Raw genomic sequence first — 14,640 nt, 5'->3', positions numbered from 1 at the left:
GGCGATCGATGGACTTCGCATCGAAGAACCGCCCATCTCAGGAGAGTTTTCATGACCTCAGCGACCATTCCTGGTCTTCGTGGATCCGACGGCACCGCGCCGACCGAGCACAGTGAACTGCTCGCCTGGGTACAGGAAGTCGCAGAGCTCACTCAGCCGGATCGCGTGGTCTGGGCCGACGGCTCCGACGCGGAATGGGATCGCCTGACCACTCAGCTGGTCGAGGCGGGCACCTTCAAGAAGCTCGACGAGAAGAAGAAGCCGAACTCGTTCCTAGCGCTGTCGGACCCGTCCGACGTCGCCCGCGTCGAGTCGCGCACCTACATCTGCTCCAAGACCGAGGCCGACGCCGGTCCGACCAACAATTGGGTCGACCCCGCCGAGATGCGCGCCACCATGACCGAGCTGTACCGCGGCTCGATGACGGGCCGCACCATGTACGTGGTGCCGTTCTGCATGGGCCCGCTCGGTGCCGAGGACCCCAAGCTGGGCGTGGAGATCACCGATTCCGAGTACGTCGTCGTGTCGATGCGCGTGATGACCCGCATGGGCCAGGCCGCGCTGGACAAGCTGGGCACCGACAAGCCGTTCGTGAAGGCGCTGCACTCGGTGGGCGCCCCGCTGGCCGAGGGCCAGGCCGACGTGCCGTGGCCGTGCAGCGACACCAAGTACATCACCCACTTCCCCGAGGACCGCGAGATCTGGTCCTTCGGCTCCGGCTACGGCGGCAACGCCCTGCTCGGCAAGAAGTGCTACTCGCTGCGCATCGCCTCGGCCATGGCCCACGACGAGGGCTGGCTGGCCGAGCACATGCTGATCCTCAAGCTGATCTCGCCCGAGGGCAAGAACTACTACGTCGCCGCCGCGTTCCCGAGCGCCTGTGGCAAGACCAACCTCGCGATGATCCAGCCGACCATCCCGGGCTGGCGCGCGGAGACCCTGGGCGACGACATCGCCTGGATGCGGTTCGGTGAGGACGGCCGGCTCTACGCCGTGAACCCGGAGTTCGGCTTCTTCGGTGTCGCGCCGGGCACCAACCGCAGCTCCAACCCCAACGCGATGGCCACCATCGAGGCGGGCAACACCGTCTACACCAACGTCGCCCTGACCGACGACAACGATGTGTGGTGGGAGGGCCTCGAGGGCGAGCCCGATCACCTGATCGACTGGAAGGGCAACGACTGGTACCTCCGCGAGTCGGAGACCCTGGCCGCGCACCCGAACTCGCGCTACTGCACCCCGATGTCGCAGTGCCCGATCCTGGCCCCCGAGTGGGACGACCCGCAGGGTGTGCCGATCTCGGCGATCCTGTTCGGCGGTCGCCGCAAGACCACCGTCCCGCTGGTGACCGAGTCGTTCGGCTGGGAGCACGGCGTGTTCATGGGCGCCACCATGGGCTCGGAGCAGACCGCCGCCGCCGAGGGCAAGGTCGGCACCGTCCGCCGCGACCCGATGGCGATGCTGCCGTTCCTCGGCTACCACGTGGGCGACTACCTCAACCACTGGATCAACCTCGGCAAGAACGCCGACGCGAACAAGCTGCCGAAGATCTTCTACGTCAACTGGTTCCGTCGTGGCACCGACGGCCGCTTCCTGTGGCCCGGATTCGGTGAGAACTCCCGCGTGCTGGAGTGGATCGTCGGCCGCATCGAGGGCCGTTCGGGCGCCGAGGCGACCGCGGTGGGCAATGTCCCGTCGGCCGCCGACCTGGACCTGGAAGGCCTCGACGTGGTCGTCGCCGATGTCGACGAGGCCCTCGCGGTGAACGTCGAGGAGTGGCGCAACGAGATCCCGTCGATCGAGGAGTGGTTCCAGTTCGTCGGCGACAAGCTGCCCTCGGGCGTGCGCGACGAGTTCGAGGCCCTCAAGGAGCGCCTGGGCTGATCCGCCCCCTGAACGGCGAACCGCCCGTACCGCGTTCGGTACGGGCGGTTTCGTCTATTCGGCGAACGGCGAGTGCCTGATCATCGGCAGGAAGCCCGCGCCGGTGAGCCAGTGGACGCGGCCCGCGGGGACGGCGGCGGCCTCGGCGGTGAAGCAGGCGATGAGGTGTCGCTTGAAGTCCTGACGTGGGTGCCGCACGAGCAGGTCGTCGACGAAGCCGGCGTCGAGGTCGGCCAGCCGTCGGCCCAGGACGTCGACCGAGGCGCCCGCGGAGACGAAACCGCCCGGCTCGCCGAGGTTTTCGGCCGCGTCCGGATTCAGGTGGGCCGCGATCGCCGCGCCGATCGCCTCGGCACGGTCGGCGGGCGCGCCGTGGCGGACCGCGAAATCGTTCGCCGTCTCACCGCCGACCACCGCGAAACATCTACCCGGAGTGGGTGTTTCGAGCTTCAGGTCGTGCAGCAGGCTGGCCACGTAGCCGATCTCGTCGTCGTAGTCGACGCTGTCGAGCTCGGCGAGGGCGCGTGCGAAGAAGTAGGTGCGGTACGAGTGCGCCAGCATCGTGTCCGAGAGCTGTTCGCGCGCCTCGATTTCGGCAGCCCGGGCGAGCGCGGTGTCGGGCAGGCGCAGTTCGGCCAGCGCCAGCCGCCCGGTGCCGCGACGGCCCAGCGCCTGCCGGAGCCGGCCGGATACCAGCGCGGGTGAGACGCGGAGCAAGCCGACGGTGAGGGCGCGGCGCTGGGCGGGGGTGAGATTCCCGCCGGTGTGGGTGGCCCAGTCCCAGTCGAGGGCGGGTGTCACGGTGAGCATGGTCGATCTCCTCCGACGCGTGTTTCGCGGTGTCCGTCGAGTGTCGCGGAGCGGACCGGGCCGGTGAAGTGGCGGAAATGCCAGCATTGCGTGGATACGTGCCAAACTGGGGACATGATCGAGGTCGCCGCGCTGGCGCTGGACGGGGTGATGACGTTCGACCTGGCCTGCGCGGTGCAGGCGTTCCGGCACGGGCCCGGCGTCACCGGCGAGCCGGTCGGCTTCGCGATGCGCACCTGCGGCGTCCGGCCCGGTCCCGTGTGGACGCCCAACGGCTTCGACCTGCGGGTGGAGCACGGCTTGGAGCTGCTGGCGGCGGCCGATCTGATCGTCGTGCCCGGCATCGGCCTGCCGACGCTGCCCACGCCCGAGCCCGTGCTCGACGCCCTGCGCGCGGCGGCGGAGCGGGGCGCGACGATCGCCAGCATCTGTATCGGCGCCTTCGTCCTGGCCCAGGCGGGCCTGCTCGATGATCGCCCGGCTACCACCCACTGGGGCTACTGCGACCAGTTCGCCCAGCTCTACCCGGCGGTGAAACTGGATCCGACGGCCCTCTACATCGACGACGGCGACATCCTCACCTCGGCGGGTCTGTCCGCGGGCCTGGATCTGTGCCTGCACCTGGTGCGCCGGGAACTCGGCGCGGCGGCCGCCGCCGACCTCGCCCGCTGGAATGTGGTGCCGCCGCACCGCGAGGGCGGCCAGGCCCAGTACATCCCGCGGCCGATGGGCGGCCCGGATCCCCGCAGCGGTCTGGCTGCGACGCTGACCTGGGCGGCGGCGAATCCCCGAGCCGCCACCGATGTCTCGGCCCTGGCGGCGCACGCGCTGATGAGTGAGCGGACGTTCATCCGCCGCTTCAAGGCCGAAGTCGGCGCCACCCCGGGCGCCTGGCTCGACGCGCAACGGCTCGGGCGGGCCCGCGAGCTACTCGAGCGCACGCAGCTTCCGGTCGAGACGGTCGCGCAGCGCGCGGGGTTCGGCAGTGTGACGGCGTTGCGTGATCATCTGCGCGCCGCGACGGGGCTCACGCCCTCGGCGTACCGCCGTTCGCTGCGGCACTGACCGCGTTGTCAGTGTGCTGATTTCGCCGTGGTTTTCGGGGCGATGGGCGGTGATGAACTGGACAAGCGAACTATGAGTTTCCGGACAGATTCCGGCGCGGACGATTTCCCCGACTCGATTCTGGGTACATCTTTCGATGTCAGAGGGTCGCTGCCGTTGGGCGGGAGTCGTGACCTATATTCCTGGTCAGGCTCCCCCGTTCGTCGCACCATCCGAGCTAACTCCCTTTCGAGACTCCAGCACCGCCGACGCGGTCCCGATGAGATCGACGCTGAGAGGTGGTTCACGCATGACCGATGTGGTGACCGGATACGGGTCCGACACCTACTCGAGCACTCCCCTGCAACGGGTGGCAGGACGTTTGCAGCGCGCACTGCCGCCGGGGTGGCGGGTCGACGTGGTCGACCTGCCGCCCCGGGGTCAAGTGGCCGGACAGCCGGTACTGCGGGTGCAGATGCCGGAGAACTAGTCGGTGCTCGCGGGCGTCCAGCCCATCGGCATCAGCACGGACTTCTGCTCGCAGAACGCGTCGAGGCCCTCGGGCCCGTTCTCGCGGCCGACGCCCGAGTTCTTGTACCCACCGAACGGCGCGGTGGGGTCGAAGGCGTACCAGTTGATGGCGTAGGTGCCGGTGCGCACCTTCGCCGCGATCTCGACGCCGTGCTCGATGTCGGTGGTCCACACCGAACCGGCCAGGCCGTAGTCGGAGTCGTTCGCGATGGCGATCGCCTCCTCCTCGGTCTCGTACGGGATCACCGAGAGCACCGGGCCGAAGATCTCCTCCTGGGCGATGGTGCTGGAGTTGTCGACGTCGGCGAAGATCGTCGGCTCGACGAACCAGCCACGCTCGACGCCCGCGGGCCTGCCGCCGCCGAGGACCAGTCGCGCGCCCTCTTCCTTGCCCTTGGCGATGTAGCTCTCCACCCGGTCGCGCTGCTTCTCGCTGATCAGCGGGCCGAGTTGGGTGGCCGGATCGGTCGGGTCGCCGGTCTGCATGGTCTTGACGTGCGCGACCAGCGCGTCGACGATCTCGTCGTAGCGGCTGCGCGGGGCGAGGATGCGGGTCTGCGCCACACAGCCCTGCCCGCTGTTCATCAACCCGGAGAACGCGAGAACGGGAATGCTGGCGGCCAGGTCGACGTCCTCGAGCACGATGGCGGCCGACTTGCCGCCCAGCTCCAGCGAGACGGTCTTGAGCTGCTCGCCCGCGATCGCGGCCAGCTTGCGGCCGACCGGGGTGCTGCCGGTGAAGGTCACCTTGTCCACGCCGGGGTGGCTCGCGAGGTATTCGCTCTCCGCCGCGTCTGCGGGCAGGACCGACAGCACACCGTCCGGGAGTCCGGCTTCGGTGAAGATGTCGGCGAGGAGGTTGGCCGTCAGCGGGGTCAGCGGCGAGGGCTTGAGCACCACGGTGCAGCCGGCCAGCAGGGCGGGGCCGAGCTTGTTCGCGGCGAGGAACATCGGGACATTCCAGGCGGTGATCGCCGCGACGACGCCGCGCGGTTCCCGTGAGACGCGCGAGGTTCCGAACAGGCCGGTGCGAGTCTCGTTCCACGGGAACGTCTTCGCCAGCGCCGCCCAGGCGTCCAGCGCGGCGACGGCCGGAATCTGGTTGAGTGTCAAGGCGGCTAACGAAGGCGCGCCCATCTCCGCGGTGAGTGCGGCGAGCAACTCGGGCGAACGCTGCTCGATCAGTCGGGCCGCCTTGGCGAGCACCTCTGCTCGTTCCAGTGGCGGTGTGGATGGCCACGGTCCGCTGTCGAAGGCGTCGCGGGCCGCGGCGACCGCGGCGTCCACATCGGCCTTCGTTACCGCGGGCACGCTGCCGACGGTCTCCTCCGTTGCGGGTGAGACCACGGAAATGCGGTCACTACCGGCAGGGGTGGTCCACTTCCCGCCGATGAACAGACTGTCGTAGTGCATAAGAACACGTTACAGTTTTGTGGCCGGGTTGTCTGCAACACGTTCTAATTCGCTGTCCCGCAACGACTGTGAACAGGGCGAATTCCAACCTGTCGGTTCGCTTTTCGGGTAAACGCACTATTGCGTTCTGTTGTTGAAAAGGGGATGCTTTAGCTACTGATCAGCTCGCTCGATTCATCAGACCTTTACAGCGAATTGGGGAGACCGACTCATGGCTGTGCAAGTGATCGGCCGATCGTTGATGACCAGCGACCAGACCGACCATCAAGCGAAGAGTGTAGGCAGCGGGGGATGGGTTGTGTCATTCCTGCCCGGCCGCACACTCACGATCGAGCAGGCAACTGCCGCCATTCAGGCCGCTGAGGCGGTCGCGATGGTCGGGGCACTCGCTGATCAGGTCGGCCTGACGACGCTGGAGACGGTGGGCCTGGCGATTCAGGAGTCGCCGTGGGCCGCCGCGCTACCCGAGCCGGTCCGCCGGTCCCGTCGATTGAGCTGGCTGGCCTGATCACCCTTGGTGGCCACGACCACCAGGTTGCTCACGAGTAGCTCGCGGATCACCGGAACTCGGACCAGCCACCACGCCCAGCGTGGGTGGTAGCGGGGGAAGACCGTCCGTACGTCGGCTGAAGTCGTTGCCGCCCAGCGCAAACCGTCGGCAGCGGTCACGGCGAACAGTGACCTGCCGAACCTGTTCTTGGGTTCACGACCGTGCTTGCGCCGGTACCGGCGGGCCGCGTACTCGCCGCCGAGGTAGTGCCAGAGGCCGGTCTCGTGACCGCCGAACGGCCCGTGCCACACCGTGTAGGAGTACACGATGAGGCCGCCGGGCTTGGTCACGCGGACCATCTCCTCCGCCATCACCCACGGATGCGGCACGTGCTCGGCCACGTTCGAGGAGAAGCAGACGTCGAAGGCGTTGTCGCGGAACGGCAGCGCCATCCCCGATCCGCGGACCGAGCCGGACACCCGCAGACCCGCGGCGTGCATCTCCGACGGATCGGGCTCGACCGAGACGTAGCGTGCCCCCGCCGCGGTGAACTCATCGGCGAAGTACCCGGGGCCGCCGCCGACGTCGAGGACGACGGTGCCGGTGAGGTCGCGGCCGGTGATGTCGGCATAGAAGTCGCCGATCAGGTCGGCGCTGTCGGTGGCGATGCCGCCGTAGAACCTGGCCGGGTCGGACTGCTCGAACCGGAAGCTGGTGAGCAGCCGCAGCGAGCGGCGCAGCGTCGCGCGGCGCGCGAACCTGGACTGGTCGCGGCGCTGGACGGGCTGCTCGGTTCTCGGCGGGGATGCGGTCGGCACGGCCAGAGTTTATGGGCAGTGTCACCGGGGCCGATCGCGTGGTCCGGCCGGACACAGCGGACGGACGCGGCGATACGGATGTGTCGCGCAGACCACACCCGCTAGGGTGGGTGCCGACCTTTGTCCTCCGCCGACCCGATTGCGAGCCCCGACCGTGCGTGAAGTCCTCCTGCTGTGCTGGCGTGACACAGGGCACCCGCAGGGCGGCGGCAGCGAGCGGTACCTGGAGCAGGTCGGCGCCCAGCTGGCCGCGCGCGGCATCAAGGTCACGCTGCGCACGGCCGGGTATCCCGGTGCCCCGCGCCGGGAGCGGATCGACGGCATCGACATCAGCCGCGCCGGCGGCCGCTTCACCGTCTACCCCCGCGCGCTGGCCGCCATCGTCGCAGGTCGGCTGGGTATCGGCCCGCTGCGCGGGGTGCGCCCCGACGTCGTGATCGACACCCAGAACGGCATCCCCTTCTTCGCCACCGCCACCGGCGTGCCCTCCGTGGTGCTGGTGCACCACGGCCACCGGGAGCAGTGGCCGGTCGCGGGCAAACTGGTCGGGCGGATCGGGTGGTGGATCGAGTCGCGGCTCTCCCCGCGCGTGCACCGCGAGAACCAGTACCTGACGGTGTCGCTGCCCTCGGCCGAAGAACTGGCCGTGCTCGGCGTCGACCGCGAGCGCATCGCCGTCGTCCGCAACGGTGCCGAGCCGGTCCCCGCCGAAGTCGTCCCCGGCGCCGACGACACCCGCGCCACCCACCCGCGCATCGCCGTGCTGTCGCGCCTGGTTCCGCACAAGCAGATCGAGGACGCGCTGACCGCCGTCGCCGCGCTGCGCGCGCGCTTCCCAGATGTGCACCTCGACGTGATCGGCGACGGCTGGTGGGCGCCGAACCTGCGCGCCTGCGCCGACGAGCTGGGCATCGCCGACGCCGTCACCTTCCACGGCCACGTCGACGAGCGGCGCAAGCACGAGATCCTGTCGACCGCGTGGGTGCACGTGATGCCCTCCCGCAAGGAGGGCTGGGGACTGGCCGTCATCGAGGCGGCTCAGCACGGGGTGCCGACCATCGGCTACCGCAGCTCGCGCGGCCTCACCGATTCCATCGTCGACGGCGTCACCGGGCTGCTGGTCGACGACGCCCCCGCCCTCGCCGAAGCGGCAGCCGACCTGCTGGCCGATCCGGACACCCGCCTGATGATGGGGGAGAAGGCGCGGGCTCGTGCGCGCGAATTCTCCTGGGAGCAGACCGGTTCCGGGGTCTACGAGGTGCTCTCCGCCGCCGCTCGCGGTGCCTTCGTCACCGGTTTGGTCGCACCGCCCGCCCAAGGCTGATTCGCGGAAGCAGTGCGGCGGTGAGTAGTCCGCCGATCAGCAGGGCCGCCCACAGCAGGTGCGCTGCCGCCGAAATCCATCGTTGGGTGGGTGTGGCGATGTCGGTGGGGGTAGCACCCGCGATCCGGTACAGCGCTAGATCCGAGTCCTGATAGGCCGATTCCGCCGCGGCGAGCGTCTTCCCGGATTCGCCCAGCGGGCCGGGGGTGGTGCGTTCCACGACGATCCAGCCGACGCCGAGTGCGGCGATCTCGGCCGGGGTCGCGCCCCGGAGCAGCGCGTCTTCGACCCTGCGTGCCCGGTTGCCCTCGCCGTTGACGGCGTAGCCACGGACCCGGAGTTCGCCGGTCTGCAGGACGTCGTCGGGCAGGATGCGCGGCGCCGGATCGAGGACGGGAGCTGTCCCGCTATAGGGGAATCGGCGGAACATCCCGGCGGGGAGAACCGCGACATCCCCGGGTTCGTCCATGCGCTCGACGACCTGCGCCCACCCCGCCGGGTAGCGCACCGGCCGCATCTCGCCACCCACTCCCCAAGCCAGGTCGGCCAGCGGGAGGATCAAGAGAGCGATGAGAAGTGCGGCAACAGTGGATGTTCCGCGATGCGTTGGGACGCCGTCGGCTGGCGAGCCCGCGTGGTTGGTGGTCCCAGGGTTCGTCCGTCGCGCCGTCGGCTCCTGTCGAGCCGGTGGTGTTCGGCGCGCCCAGCCGAGAACCGTCGTGCACGCGGCCGCCGCGCACAGCGCGTAGGCGGGCATCGCCAGGGCCACGTACTTCTGTGTGTCGCGCAGCAGGCCGGCGCCGGGGATGTGCACCACCAGCCATTCGCCGATCGCGAGGCCGGGGCCGGTCGCGCCGAGTGCGGGCAGCACGATCGACACCGCCGCGATCACCAGCAGGGCCTGACCGTTTCGGCCCAGCGTCCACACGGCGCGCACGCCCAGCGCGACGATGCCGAGCAGCACCAGGGTGCCGACCAGCGCCAACGGCGTCGTCCGGGTGGCGGGCACCGCTTCGCTGTTCCAGATGCCGCCGAGCCCGGCCAGACTGCCCAGCGTGCCGAGCCACGGCTCGGCGCGGGCCGCGAACGCCGACACGCCCGCCGGATCCGACGGCTCGGCCCCCGATCCGAGCGCCGTCGCCGTCAGCCAGGGCGCGCAGGTGGCGATCCACAGGACAGTGGCGGGGAGGAACGCTCGCCGCCCGACCAGCGCGAGCCCGATGATCGCGGCCAGCAGCGATCCGGTGGGTGTCAGCCCGGCAGCCGCGAAACCGGCCGTCAGGGCCGCCCACGCGCCGATCGCCGCACCCCGGCTGAGTCCTCCAGGGGCGCCAGGTTCCGTTTGGGCTGTTGATCCGCCGCTGTCACCGGGCTCCACGTGGGCCCCTGATCCGCTGCTCGAGCTCTCGCGCTGTGCCTCGGCGGCGGGCCTCCCCGCAACGGGACTCGCTTCTGCGGCCGAGTGCGCGTCCGCATCGCCGCTCATGGTCGTGTTCCCGCGCGGGTTCGCGGTGGTAGGGATGTGTGGTCCGTCGACGAAGTGCGAGCGATCGCGCCGGGTTGCTTGTCTGACGCGGGCTGCGGCCAGGGCGGTCCAGGGGAGGGCGGCGTAGCCGGCGAGGAGACTCCAGTGGCCCTGGAGGAGGCGTTCGGCGATGAAGGGGTTCCAGAGGGCGAGGGTGGCGGCGACCAGCTGGGCGGGGGCCGACGCGGTGAGGAACTCGCGGGCGAGGACGGCGGCGCCGTAACCGGCGGCCCACAGGGCGACGATCAGAATCGCCTTCACCAGCAGGCCGCCGTCGATCAGCGGGGACAGGACGGCCAGCAACGCGTCCTGCGGAACGGCGCGGGGCGCGGCGGCGCCGAGGCCGAGGGCGGAATCGGTGAGGTAGGAGCGCGGGGTGCTGACGGCGTCGCGGAGCAGCAGATAGCCGGACCCGGCCAGCGGTCCGACGATGATCAGCGCGAGCAGTGCGCAGTATCCGGCCACCCAGGCCCGCACACGCCTATCTCCCGTCACGCCAGTGCACCTTACGTCCCGTCCCGCTGCCCGGCGGGCCGACCCGGTCCGCCGACCGTCGTGGGTGATGCGGTCGGGCCGTCGACGCCTGCCTCGATCGAGTCGTGGCCACGAGCGAGGCGGCCCGGATTCCCGGTGCCGACGGGCTGCGACACCCAAGGTGAGTCCGGTCGGACTCACATTTTCGGGGTACTGGTGATGCGAGGGCCGTCGAGGTGCGACGATGAGGCGTGTCCTCGGTCCGTCGCCCCCCTGTCGTAGCTGACCTGACCTGGGTGACGGCCGGCGCGATGACCGCCAACGTCGCCGGGTACCTGCTGCAACTGCTCGCAGGCCGCTGGCTCGGCGTCGCCGGGTACAGCGAGTTCGCGAGCCTGCTCGCCGTGCAACTGCTGTGCGCCGTGCCCGCGCTCGCCATGCAGAACGTGGTGGCGCGCGAGGTGGTGCGCGGCGCCGATCTGCGGGCGGTGCGCGCGATGCAGTGGCGGTGCGCCGCGCTCGTCGCCGCGGTCGCGGTGGTGCTCGTTCCGGTGGTCGCCGGGGCACTGCATGTCGGCGTGTGGGCGGCCGCCGCCGCGCTCGGCGCCGCACCCGCACTGGTCGTCCTCTCCGGTGAGCAGGGAATTCTGCAGGGCAGCAACCACTTCCGCGCGCTGGCCGCCGTGCTCGCGATGGCCGGGACGGCGCGCGTGGCGCCCGCGCTGGTGGCCCTGGCGGTCGGCGGCGGCGCGGCGGGCGCGCTGTGGGCCGGGGCGGCGGGCATCGTCTGCGCGGCGATCATCGCCGGTCGCATCGCTCGATCGGCCGCGCGCGAGCAGGAACCCGATCCACGCTCGCGCGAAGCTGCGGCCAAGAGCCGGGCGATCGGTGTGCTGCCGGTGCTGCGGGCGGTGCAGGTGCAGGCGGCGCTGATGGCGTTGTCGTCGGCGGACCTGATCGTCGTGCGGATCGTCCTCGACGACGTCGACGCGAGCCGCTACTCGCTGGGCACCATCGCCACGAAGATCGCGTTCTGGCTGCCGCAGGCGGTCGGGGTCGTGCTGTATCCGCGCATGGCCCAGCCCTCGCATTCGGCGCGCGCGATCCGCGACGCGCTGTCGGTGCTGTCGATCATCGGCGTCGTCGCGGTCATCGGGGCCGCGCTGGCCGCCCCGCTCGCCCCGCTGTTCGCCGGGCAGGACTACGCGCCGATCCAGGGCATGCTGTGGATGTTCGCCCTGCACGGCGCCATCCTGGCGGTCCTCCAGGGCGCTCTGCTGTCCGCGATCGCCGTCGAACGCACGGCGCTGGCCGCCGTCACCTGGATCGGCCTGGTCCTGGAGGTGACCCTCATGCTCACCTTCGCCCGCACCATCGGCGCCCTGATCACCACCGCCGTCTCGGTAGCCGCCGTGACCACCCTGATCGTCGCGGTCGTCGTCTTGCGCACAGCCGCCCGCACCACCCCCCCGGCTCCGGCTCCGGCCGTTCCGGCTCCGTAAGTCGGCCGCGCGCACGGCCGGCCCGGCGCCGGTCGCTGCGGCGCTTGTAGGTCGCCCGCGTGCACCGCGAGCCGTCCAGCCCCGGCCGTTCCGGCTCCGAAGTCGGCCAACCGGCCCGCCCGCACCGCGACTCCGATCCGGCACACTCGCCCGCACCGCGATTCGGCGCGTCACCCGGATCCCGGAAACGACAACGGCCCCGGTCGTGATGACCGGGGCCGTTGTCGGGAGCTTGTCGCTCAGGGACGCTTGTTGATATCGATCTGCTCGGTCGGCGCGTCGTAGTCACCCCGGGTGAACTGGGTGGTCGGCGCGTCGTCGGCATCCCAGTTCGAGGAGGCGTCGTCGGGGGCCGCCGTGGGGGCGGGCGTCGGACGGGTGCCACGCGGACTGGCGTGCTGCGGGGTGTTGCCACCGCGCAGGCCGAGGAACAGGCCGGCGAGCAGGGCGATCACGCCGAGGATGCCGAACACGATCGGGACGACGCGGCCGAACAGCGACAGCTTGTCGGTGTTCTCCTTGGCGATCGCGATCTGCGACTCGACGGTGTTCTCGTCGAACACGATGTGCGACTTGAGCGCGGTGACCTCGGGCTTGTCCGCCGAGCGGGCGTAGAACAGGTGGATCGACTCGCCGCCCTTGATGACGGTGCCGGTCTGCGGCTCGACCCACAGGTCACGCACGTTGGTGTAGTAGCGGGTCATGGTGACGGGCTGGTCGGCGGGCACGTCGGTGACGCCCCACTTCGACGCGGGCAGGGTCAGCCGGTTGGTCGGCGACTGCACGACGTCCCACGTGCTGGTGACCGGCGCGGTCATCTGGAAGTGGTAGACCTTCGTGTTGTTGATCTCGGTCTCTTCGATGAAGTTCGCGTCGAAGGACTTGCGCACGTTGATGTCGAAGTACGGGTAGGTCTTCTTCTCGGTGCCGATCGGGAAGCGGTAGCCGAGGCCGGTGTGCTGCACCGGCTCCATGACGCTGCCGTCCTTGTTGACGGTGACCGCGATCGAGCCGTTGGGCTCGGTGTCGACCGGCTCGCCCGTGGTGCGCGAGATGGTGACCCGGTCGATGGTCGCGGTGAGCAGACCCGTGTCGCCCTGCACGTCGGTGCGGCGCAGCGTCTGGCCTGCCTGCAGCGTCATCTCGTCCGCGTCGGAGGGCTCCTCGACGGTGACGAAACGCTGCGAGACCAGCGGCACGTCCTTGTTCACGACGGCGGGGCCGTCGCCGGTGGTCAGCGATTTGGAGTCGAGGACAAGGCTGTCCTCACCCTTCTGGTTCTCGGCGATCGTGGTGATCTCGAGGTCGAGCGGAGTCTTGGCCACCTTGCTCACGGTGTAGGTGGGGATCATCAGCGCGGCGACGAGTAATGCCGCGCCCAGACCCACGAGCACGCAGGCGACCGTCCTTCTGGTACCGGCACTCAGTGCCATGCAAACTCTCCTCGTCGTTCGAACACGGATCCTCCGGTGGTCTGGTAAAGCACCCTAGGCCCTCGTGAGCCCCGACACTAACAGCCCGACCGCACAGTGTGCCGTGGTGCGCCCGGTAAATCGCCGACACGGCAGACTGGAGCGTGATGACGACCGCCACCGCCCCCGTTTCACCGCCTCGCGCCTTCAATCCCGCCCTCGAAGGGATGCGCGGGATGGCGGCACTCGGTGTGCTGTTGACCCACGTCGCGTTCCAGACCGGCGCGAGCGGGATCGCCGTGCTCGGCCCGATCCTGGAACGCTTCGACATGGCGGTCGCGGTGTTCTTCGCGCTGTCGGGCTATCTGCTGTGGCGCCCCCACGCGGCGGTCGCGCGTGGGCTCGGCGCCGCCCCGAGCACGGCGCGTTATCTGCTGCATCGCCTGATGCGGATCGTGCCCGCGTACTGGGCGGTCGTGGCGTTCGTGTTGGTGTTGCTGCCCGGCGCGGCGCAGTCGGCGAATCTGCGGGTGTGGGTGTCGAATCTGTTCCTGTTGCAGGTGTTCGTGCCGCTGACCCTGACCGAGGGCCTCACGCAGATGTGGAGCCTGTCGGTGGAGGTGGCGTTCTACCTGGTGCTGCCGCTGCTGGCGGTCGCGATCGTGCGGCTGCGCGGCACCGCCGCCCGCCTGCGAGTCCCGGTGATCTGCGCGCTGATGGCGGTGACGCTGACCTGGAACCTGTGGCCCGTCCCGACCCCGGACGGCATCCACGCCGACAACTGGCTGCCGGGCTATCTGCCGTGGTTCGCGGCGGGCATGCTGCTCGCGGAGCTGATCTACCAGGTGCGCCCCGGTACCTGGTGGCACCGCCCGTTCGCGAGTCAGCCGCTGATGTGGGCGATCGCGCTGGCCGCCTTCCTGCTCTCGGCGACCGAGTTCGGCGGCCCCGCCGGGCTCGAGCGCGCTCAGCCGTGGCAGTACGCGATGAAGATGCTGCTCGGCACGATCATCGGGTTCGGCTTGCTCGCCCCGCTGGTGCTGCGTCCCGGGAACGCGGCACCGCACCGCTGGCTGGAATCGCCGACCGCGGCCACCCTCGGCCGCTGGTCCTACGGCATCTTCCTGTGGCATCTGGTCGTGCTCACCATGGTGTTCCCGGTGTTCGGCCTGCTGCCGTTCAACGGCAACTTCCTCTACGTCCTCGGGCTCACCACCGCGCTCACCCTGCCGCTCGCCGCCGCGAGCTTCGCGTTGATCGAGGACCCGGCGCGACGACTGGCCCGGCGCTGGGATCAGGCCGCCACGGCGAAGGCCGCCGCCCGCAGGCAGGCCGCGTCGAGCCCGCCGCCGCGCGAGCCCGCCGATCCCGGTGGTGCCGCCCTGCCGCCGACAACGCGCTGATCGACGCCTG

Annotated in this window: 11 protein-coding genes; 6 read left to right on the top strand and 5 right to left on the bottom strand. The window is 70.2% G+C overall.

The window, feature by feature from the left end:
- The first annotated feature begins 51 nt into the window (after positions 1-51).
- The gene (locus tag Q7X29_RS00420; RefSeq protein ID WP_316573001.1) at positions 52-1,884 is read left to right on the top strand and encodes a phosphoenolpyruvate carboxykinase (GTP); all 1,833 of its coding nucleotides are present in this window, start codon (positions 52-54) and stop codon (positions 1,882-1,884) included.
- Between the two features lie 54 nt (positions 1,885-1,938).
- Here Q7X29_RS00420 and Q7X29_RS00415 read toward each other — a convergent pair whose 3' ends face one another.
- On the bottom strand, positions 1,939-2,694 hold the full coding sequence (locus Q7X29_RS00415) for an HD domain-containing protein (protein ID WP_218718513.1): 756 nt from the start codon (positions 2,692-2,694) through the stop codon (positions 1,939-1,941).
- 114 nt (positions 2,695-2,808) lie between these two features.
- Here Q7X29_RS00415 and Q7X29_RS00410 point away from each other — a divergent pair, with 114 nt between their 5' ends.
- Together Q7X29_RS00410 and Q7X29_RS00405 are read left to right on the top strand one after the other, a co-directional pair.
- Complete coding sequence (locus Q7X29_RS00410) at positions 2,809-3,759, top strand: GlxA family transcriptional regulator (protein ID WP_316573000.1); 951 nt, start codon at positions 2,809-2,811, stop codon at positions 3,757-3,759.
- A 289-nt stretch (positions 3,760-4,048) separates the two neighbouring features.
- Complete coding sequence (locus Q7X29_RS00405; RefSeq protein ID WP_218718511.1) at positions 4,049-4,228, top strand: hypothetical protein; 180 nt, start codon at positions 4,049-4,051, stop codon at positions 4,226-4,228.
- On the opposite strand, the gene Q7X29_RS00400 is transcribed toward Q7X29_RS00405, so the two are convergent.
- Positions 4,225-5,682, bottom strand: a complete 1,458-nt coding sequence (locus Q7X29_RS00400; protein WP_316572999.1) for an aldehyde dehydrogenase — start codon at positions 5,680-5,682, stop codon at positions 4,225-4,227. The two genes, Q7X29_RS00405 and Q7X29_RS00400, sit on opposite strands and share 4 nt — an antisense overlap.
- Positions 5,683-6,117: 435 nt before the next feature.
- Positions 6,118-6,990: a class I SAM-dependent methyltransferase gene (locus Q7X29_RS00395; protein ID WP_218718509.1), complete on the bottom strand. Its 873-nt coding sequence runs from the start codon at positions 6,988-6,990 to the stop codon at positions 6,118-6,120.
- A gap of 154 nt (positions 6,991-7,144) precedes the next feature.
- Here Q7X29_RS00395 and Q7X29_RS00390 point away from each other — a divergent pair, with 154 nt between their 5' ends.
- Positions 7,145-8,314 carry a glycosyltransferase family 4 protein gene (locus tag Q7X29_RS00390; protein ID WP_316572998.1) on the top strand — a complete coding sequence of 390 codons (1,170 nt, stop codon included), beginning with the start codon at positions 7,145-7,147 and terminating at the stop codon, positions 8,312-8,314.
- Here the strand turns inward: Q7X29_RS00390 and Q7X29_RS00385 are convergent.
- Positions 8,280-10,334, bottom strand: coding sequence for a hypothetical protein (locus Q7X29_RS00385; RefSeq protein WP_316572997.1), 2,055 nt, complete (start codon positions 10,332-10,334; stop codon positions 8,280-8,282). The genes Q7X29_RS00390 and Q7X29_RS00385 overlap by 35 nt on opposite strands.
- A 290-nt stretch (positions 10,335-10,624) precedes the next feature.
- Here Q7X29_RS00385 and Q7X29_RS00380 point away from each other — a divergent pair, with 290 nt between their 5' ends.
- On the top strand, positions 10,625-11,815 hold the full coding sequence (locus Q7X29_RS00380; RefSeq protein ID WP_316572996.1) for a polysaccharide biosynthesis protein: 1,191 nt from the start codon (positions 10,625-10,627) through the stop codon (positions 11,813-11,815).
- A gap of 239 nt (positions 11,816-12,054) precedes the next feature.
- On the opposite strand, the gene Q7X29_RS00375 is transcribed toward Q7X29_RS00380, so the two are convergent.
- Positions 12,055-13,248, bottom strand: a complete 1,194-nt coding sequence (locus Q7X29_RS00375) for a DUF3068 domain-containing protein (protein WP_218716031.1) — start codon at positions 13,246-13,248, stop codon at positions 12,055-12,057.
- A gap of 146 nt (positions 13,249-13,394) precedes the next feature.
- Here Q7X29_RS00375 and Q7X29_RS00370 point away from each other — a divergent pair, with 146 nt between their 5' ends.
- The gene (locus Q7X29_RS00370; protein WP_316572995.1) at positions 13,395-14,630 is read left to right on the top strand and encodes an acyltransferase family protein; all 1,236 of its coding nucleotides are present in this window, start codon (positions 13,395-13,397) and stop codon (positions 14,628-14,630) included.
- Positions 14,631-14,640 lie beyond the last annotated feature (10 nt).

The sequence above is a fragment of the Nocardia canadensis genome, assembly GCF_032656385.1.
GTDB classification, from domain to species: Bacteria; Actinomycetota; Actinomycetes; order Mycobacteriales; family Mycobacteriaceae; genus Nocardia; species Nocardia canadensis.
The sequence above is the reverse complement of the archived record's forward strand: the minus strand, read 5'-3'. Positions and strand labels throughout refer to the sequence as shown.

Bases quoted from the DNA above. Each gene is read 5' to 3' on its own strand.
- Q7X29_RS00420 (WP_316573001.1), top strand. From the start codon at position 52: ATGACCTCAGCGACCATTCCTGGTCTTCGTGGATCCGACGGCACCGCG.
- Q7X29_RS00415 (WP_218718513.1), bottom strand. From the start codon at position 2,694: ATGCTCACCGTGACACCCGCCCTCGACTGGGACTGGGCCACCCACACC.
- Q7X29_RS00410 (WP_316573000.1), top strand. From the start codon at position 2,809: ATGATCGAGGTCGCCGCGCTGGCGCTGGACGGGGTGATGACGTTCGAC.
- Q7X29_RS00405 (WP_218718511.1), top strand. From the start codon at position 4,049: ATGACCGATGTGGTGACCGGATACGGGTCCGACACCTACTCGAGCACT.
- Q7X29_RS00400 (WP_316572999.1), bottom strand. From the start codon at position 5,682: ATGCACTACGACAGTCTGTTCATCGGCGGGAAGTGGACCACCCCTGCC.
- Q7X29_RS00380 (WP_316572996.1), top strand. From the start codon at position 10,625: ATGACCGCCAACGTCGCCGGGTACCTGCTGCAACTGCTCGCAGGCCGC.
- Q7X29_RS00375 (WP_218716031.1), bottom strand. From the start codon at position 13,248: ATGGCACTGAGTGCCGGTACCAGAAGGACGGTCGCCTGCGTGCTCGTG.
- Q7X29_RS00370 (WP_316572995.1), top strand. From the start codon at position 13,395: ATGACGACCGCCACCGCCCCCGTTTCACCGCCTCGCGCCTTCAATCCC.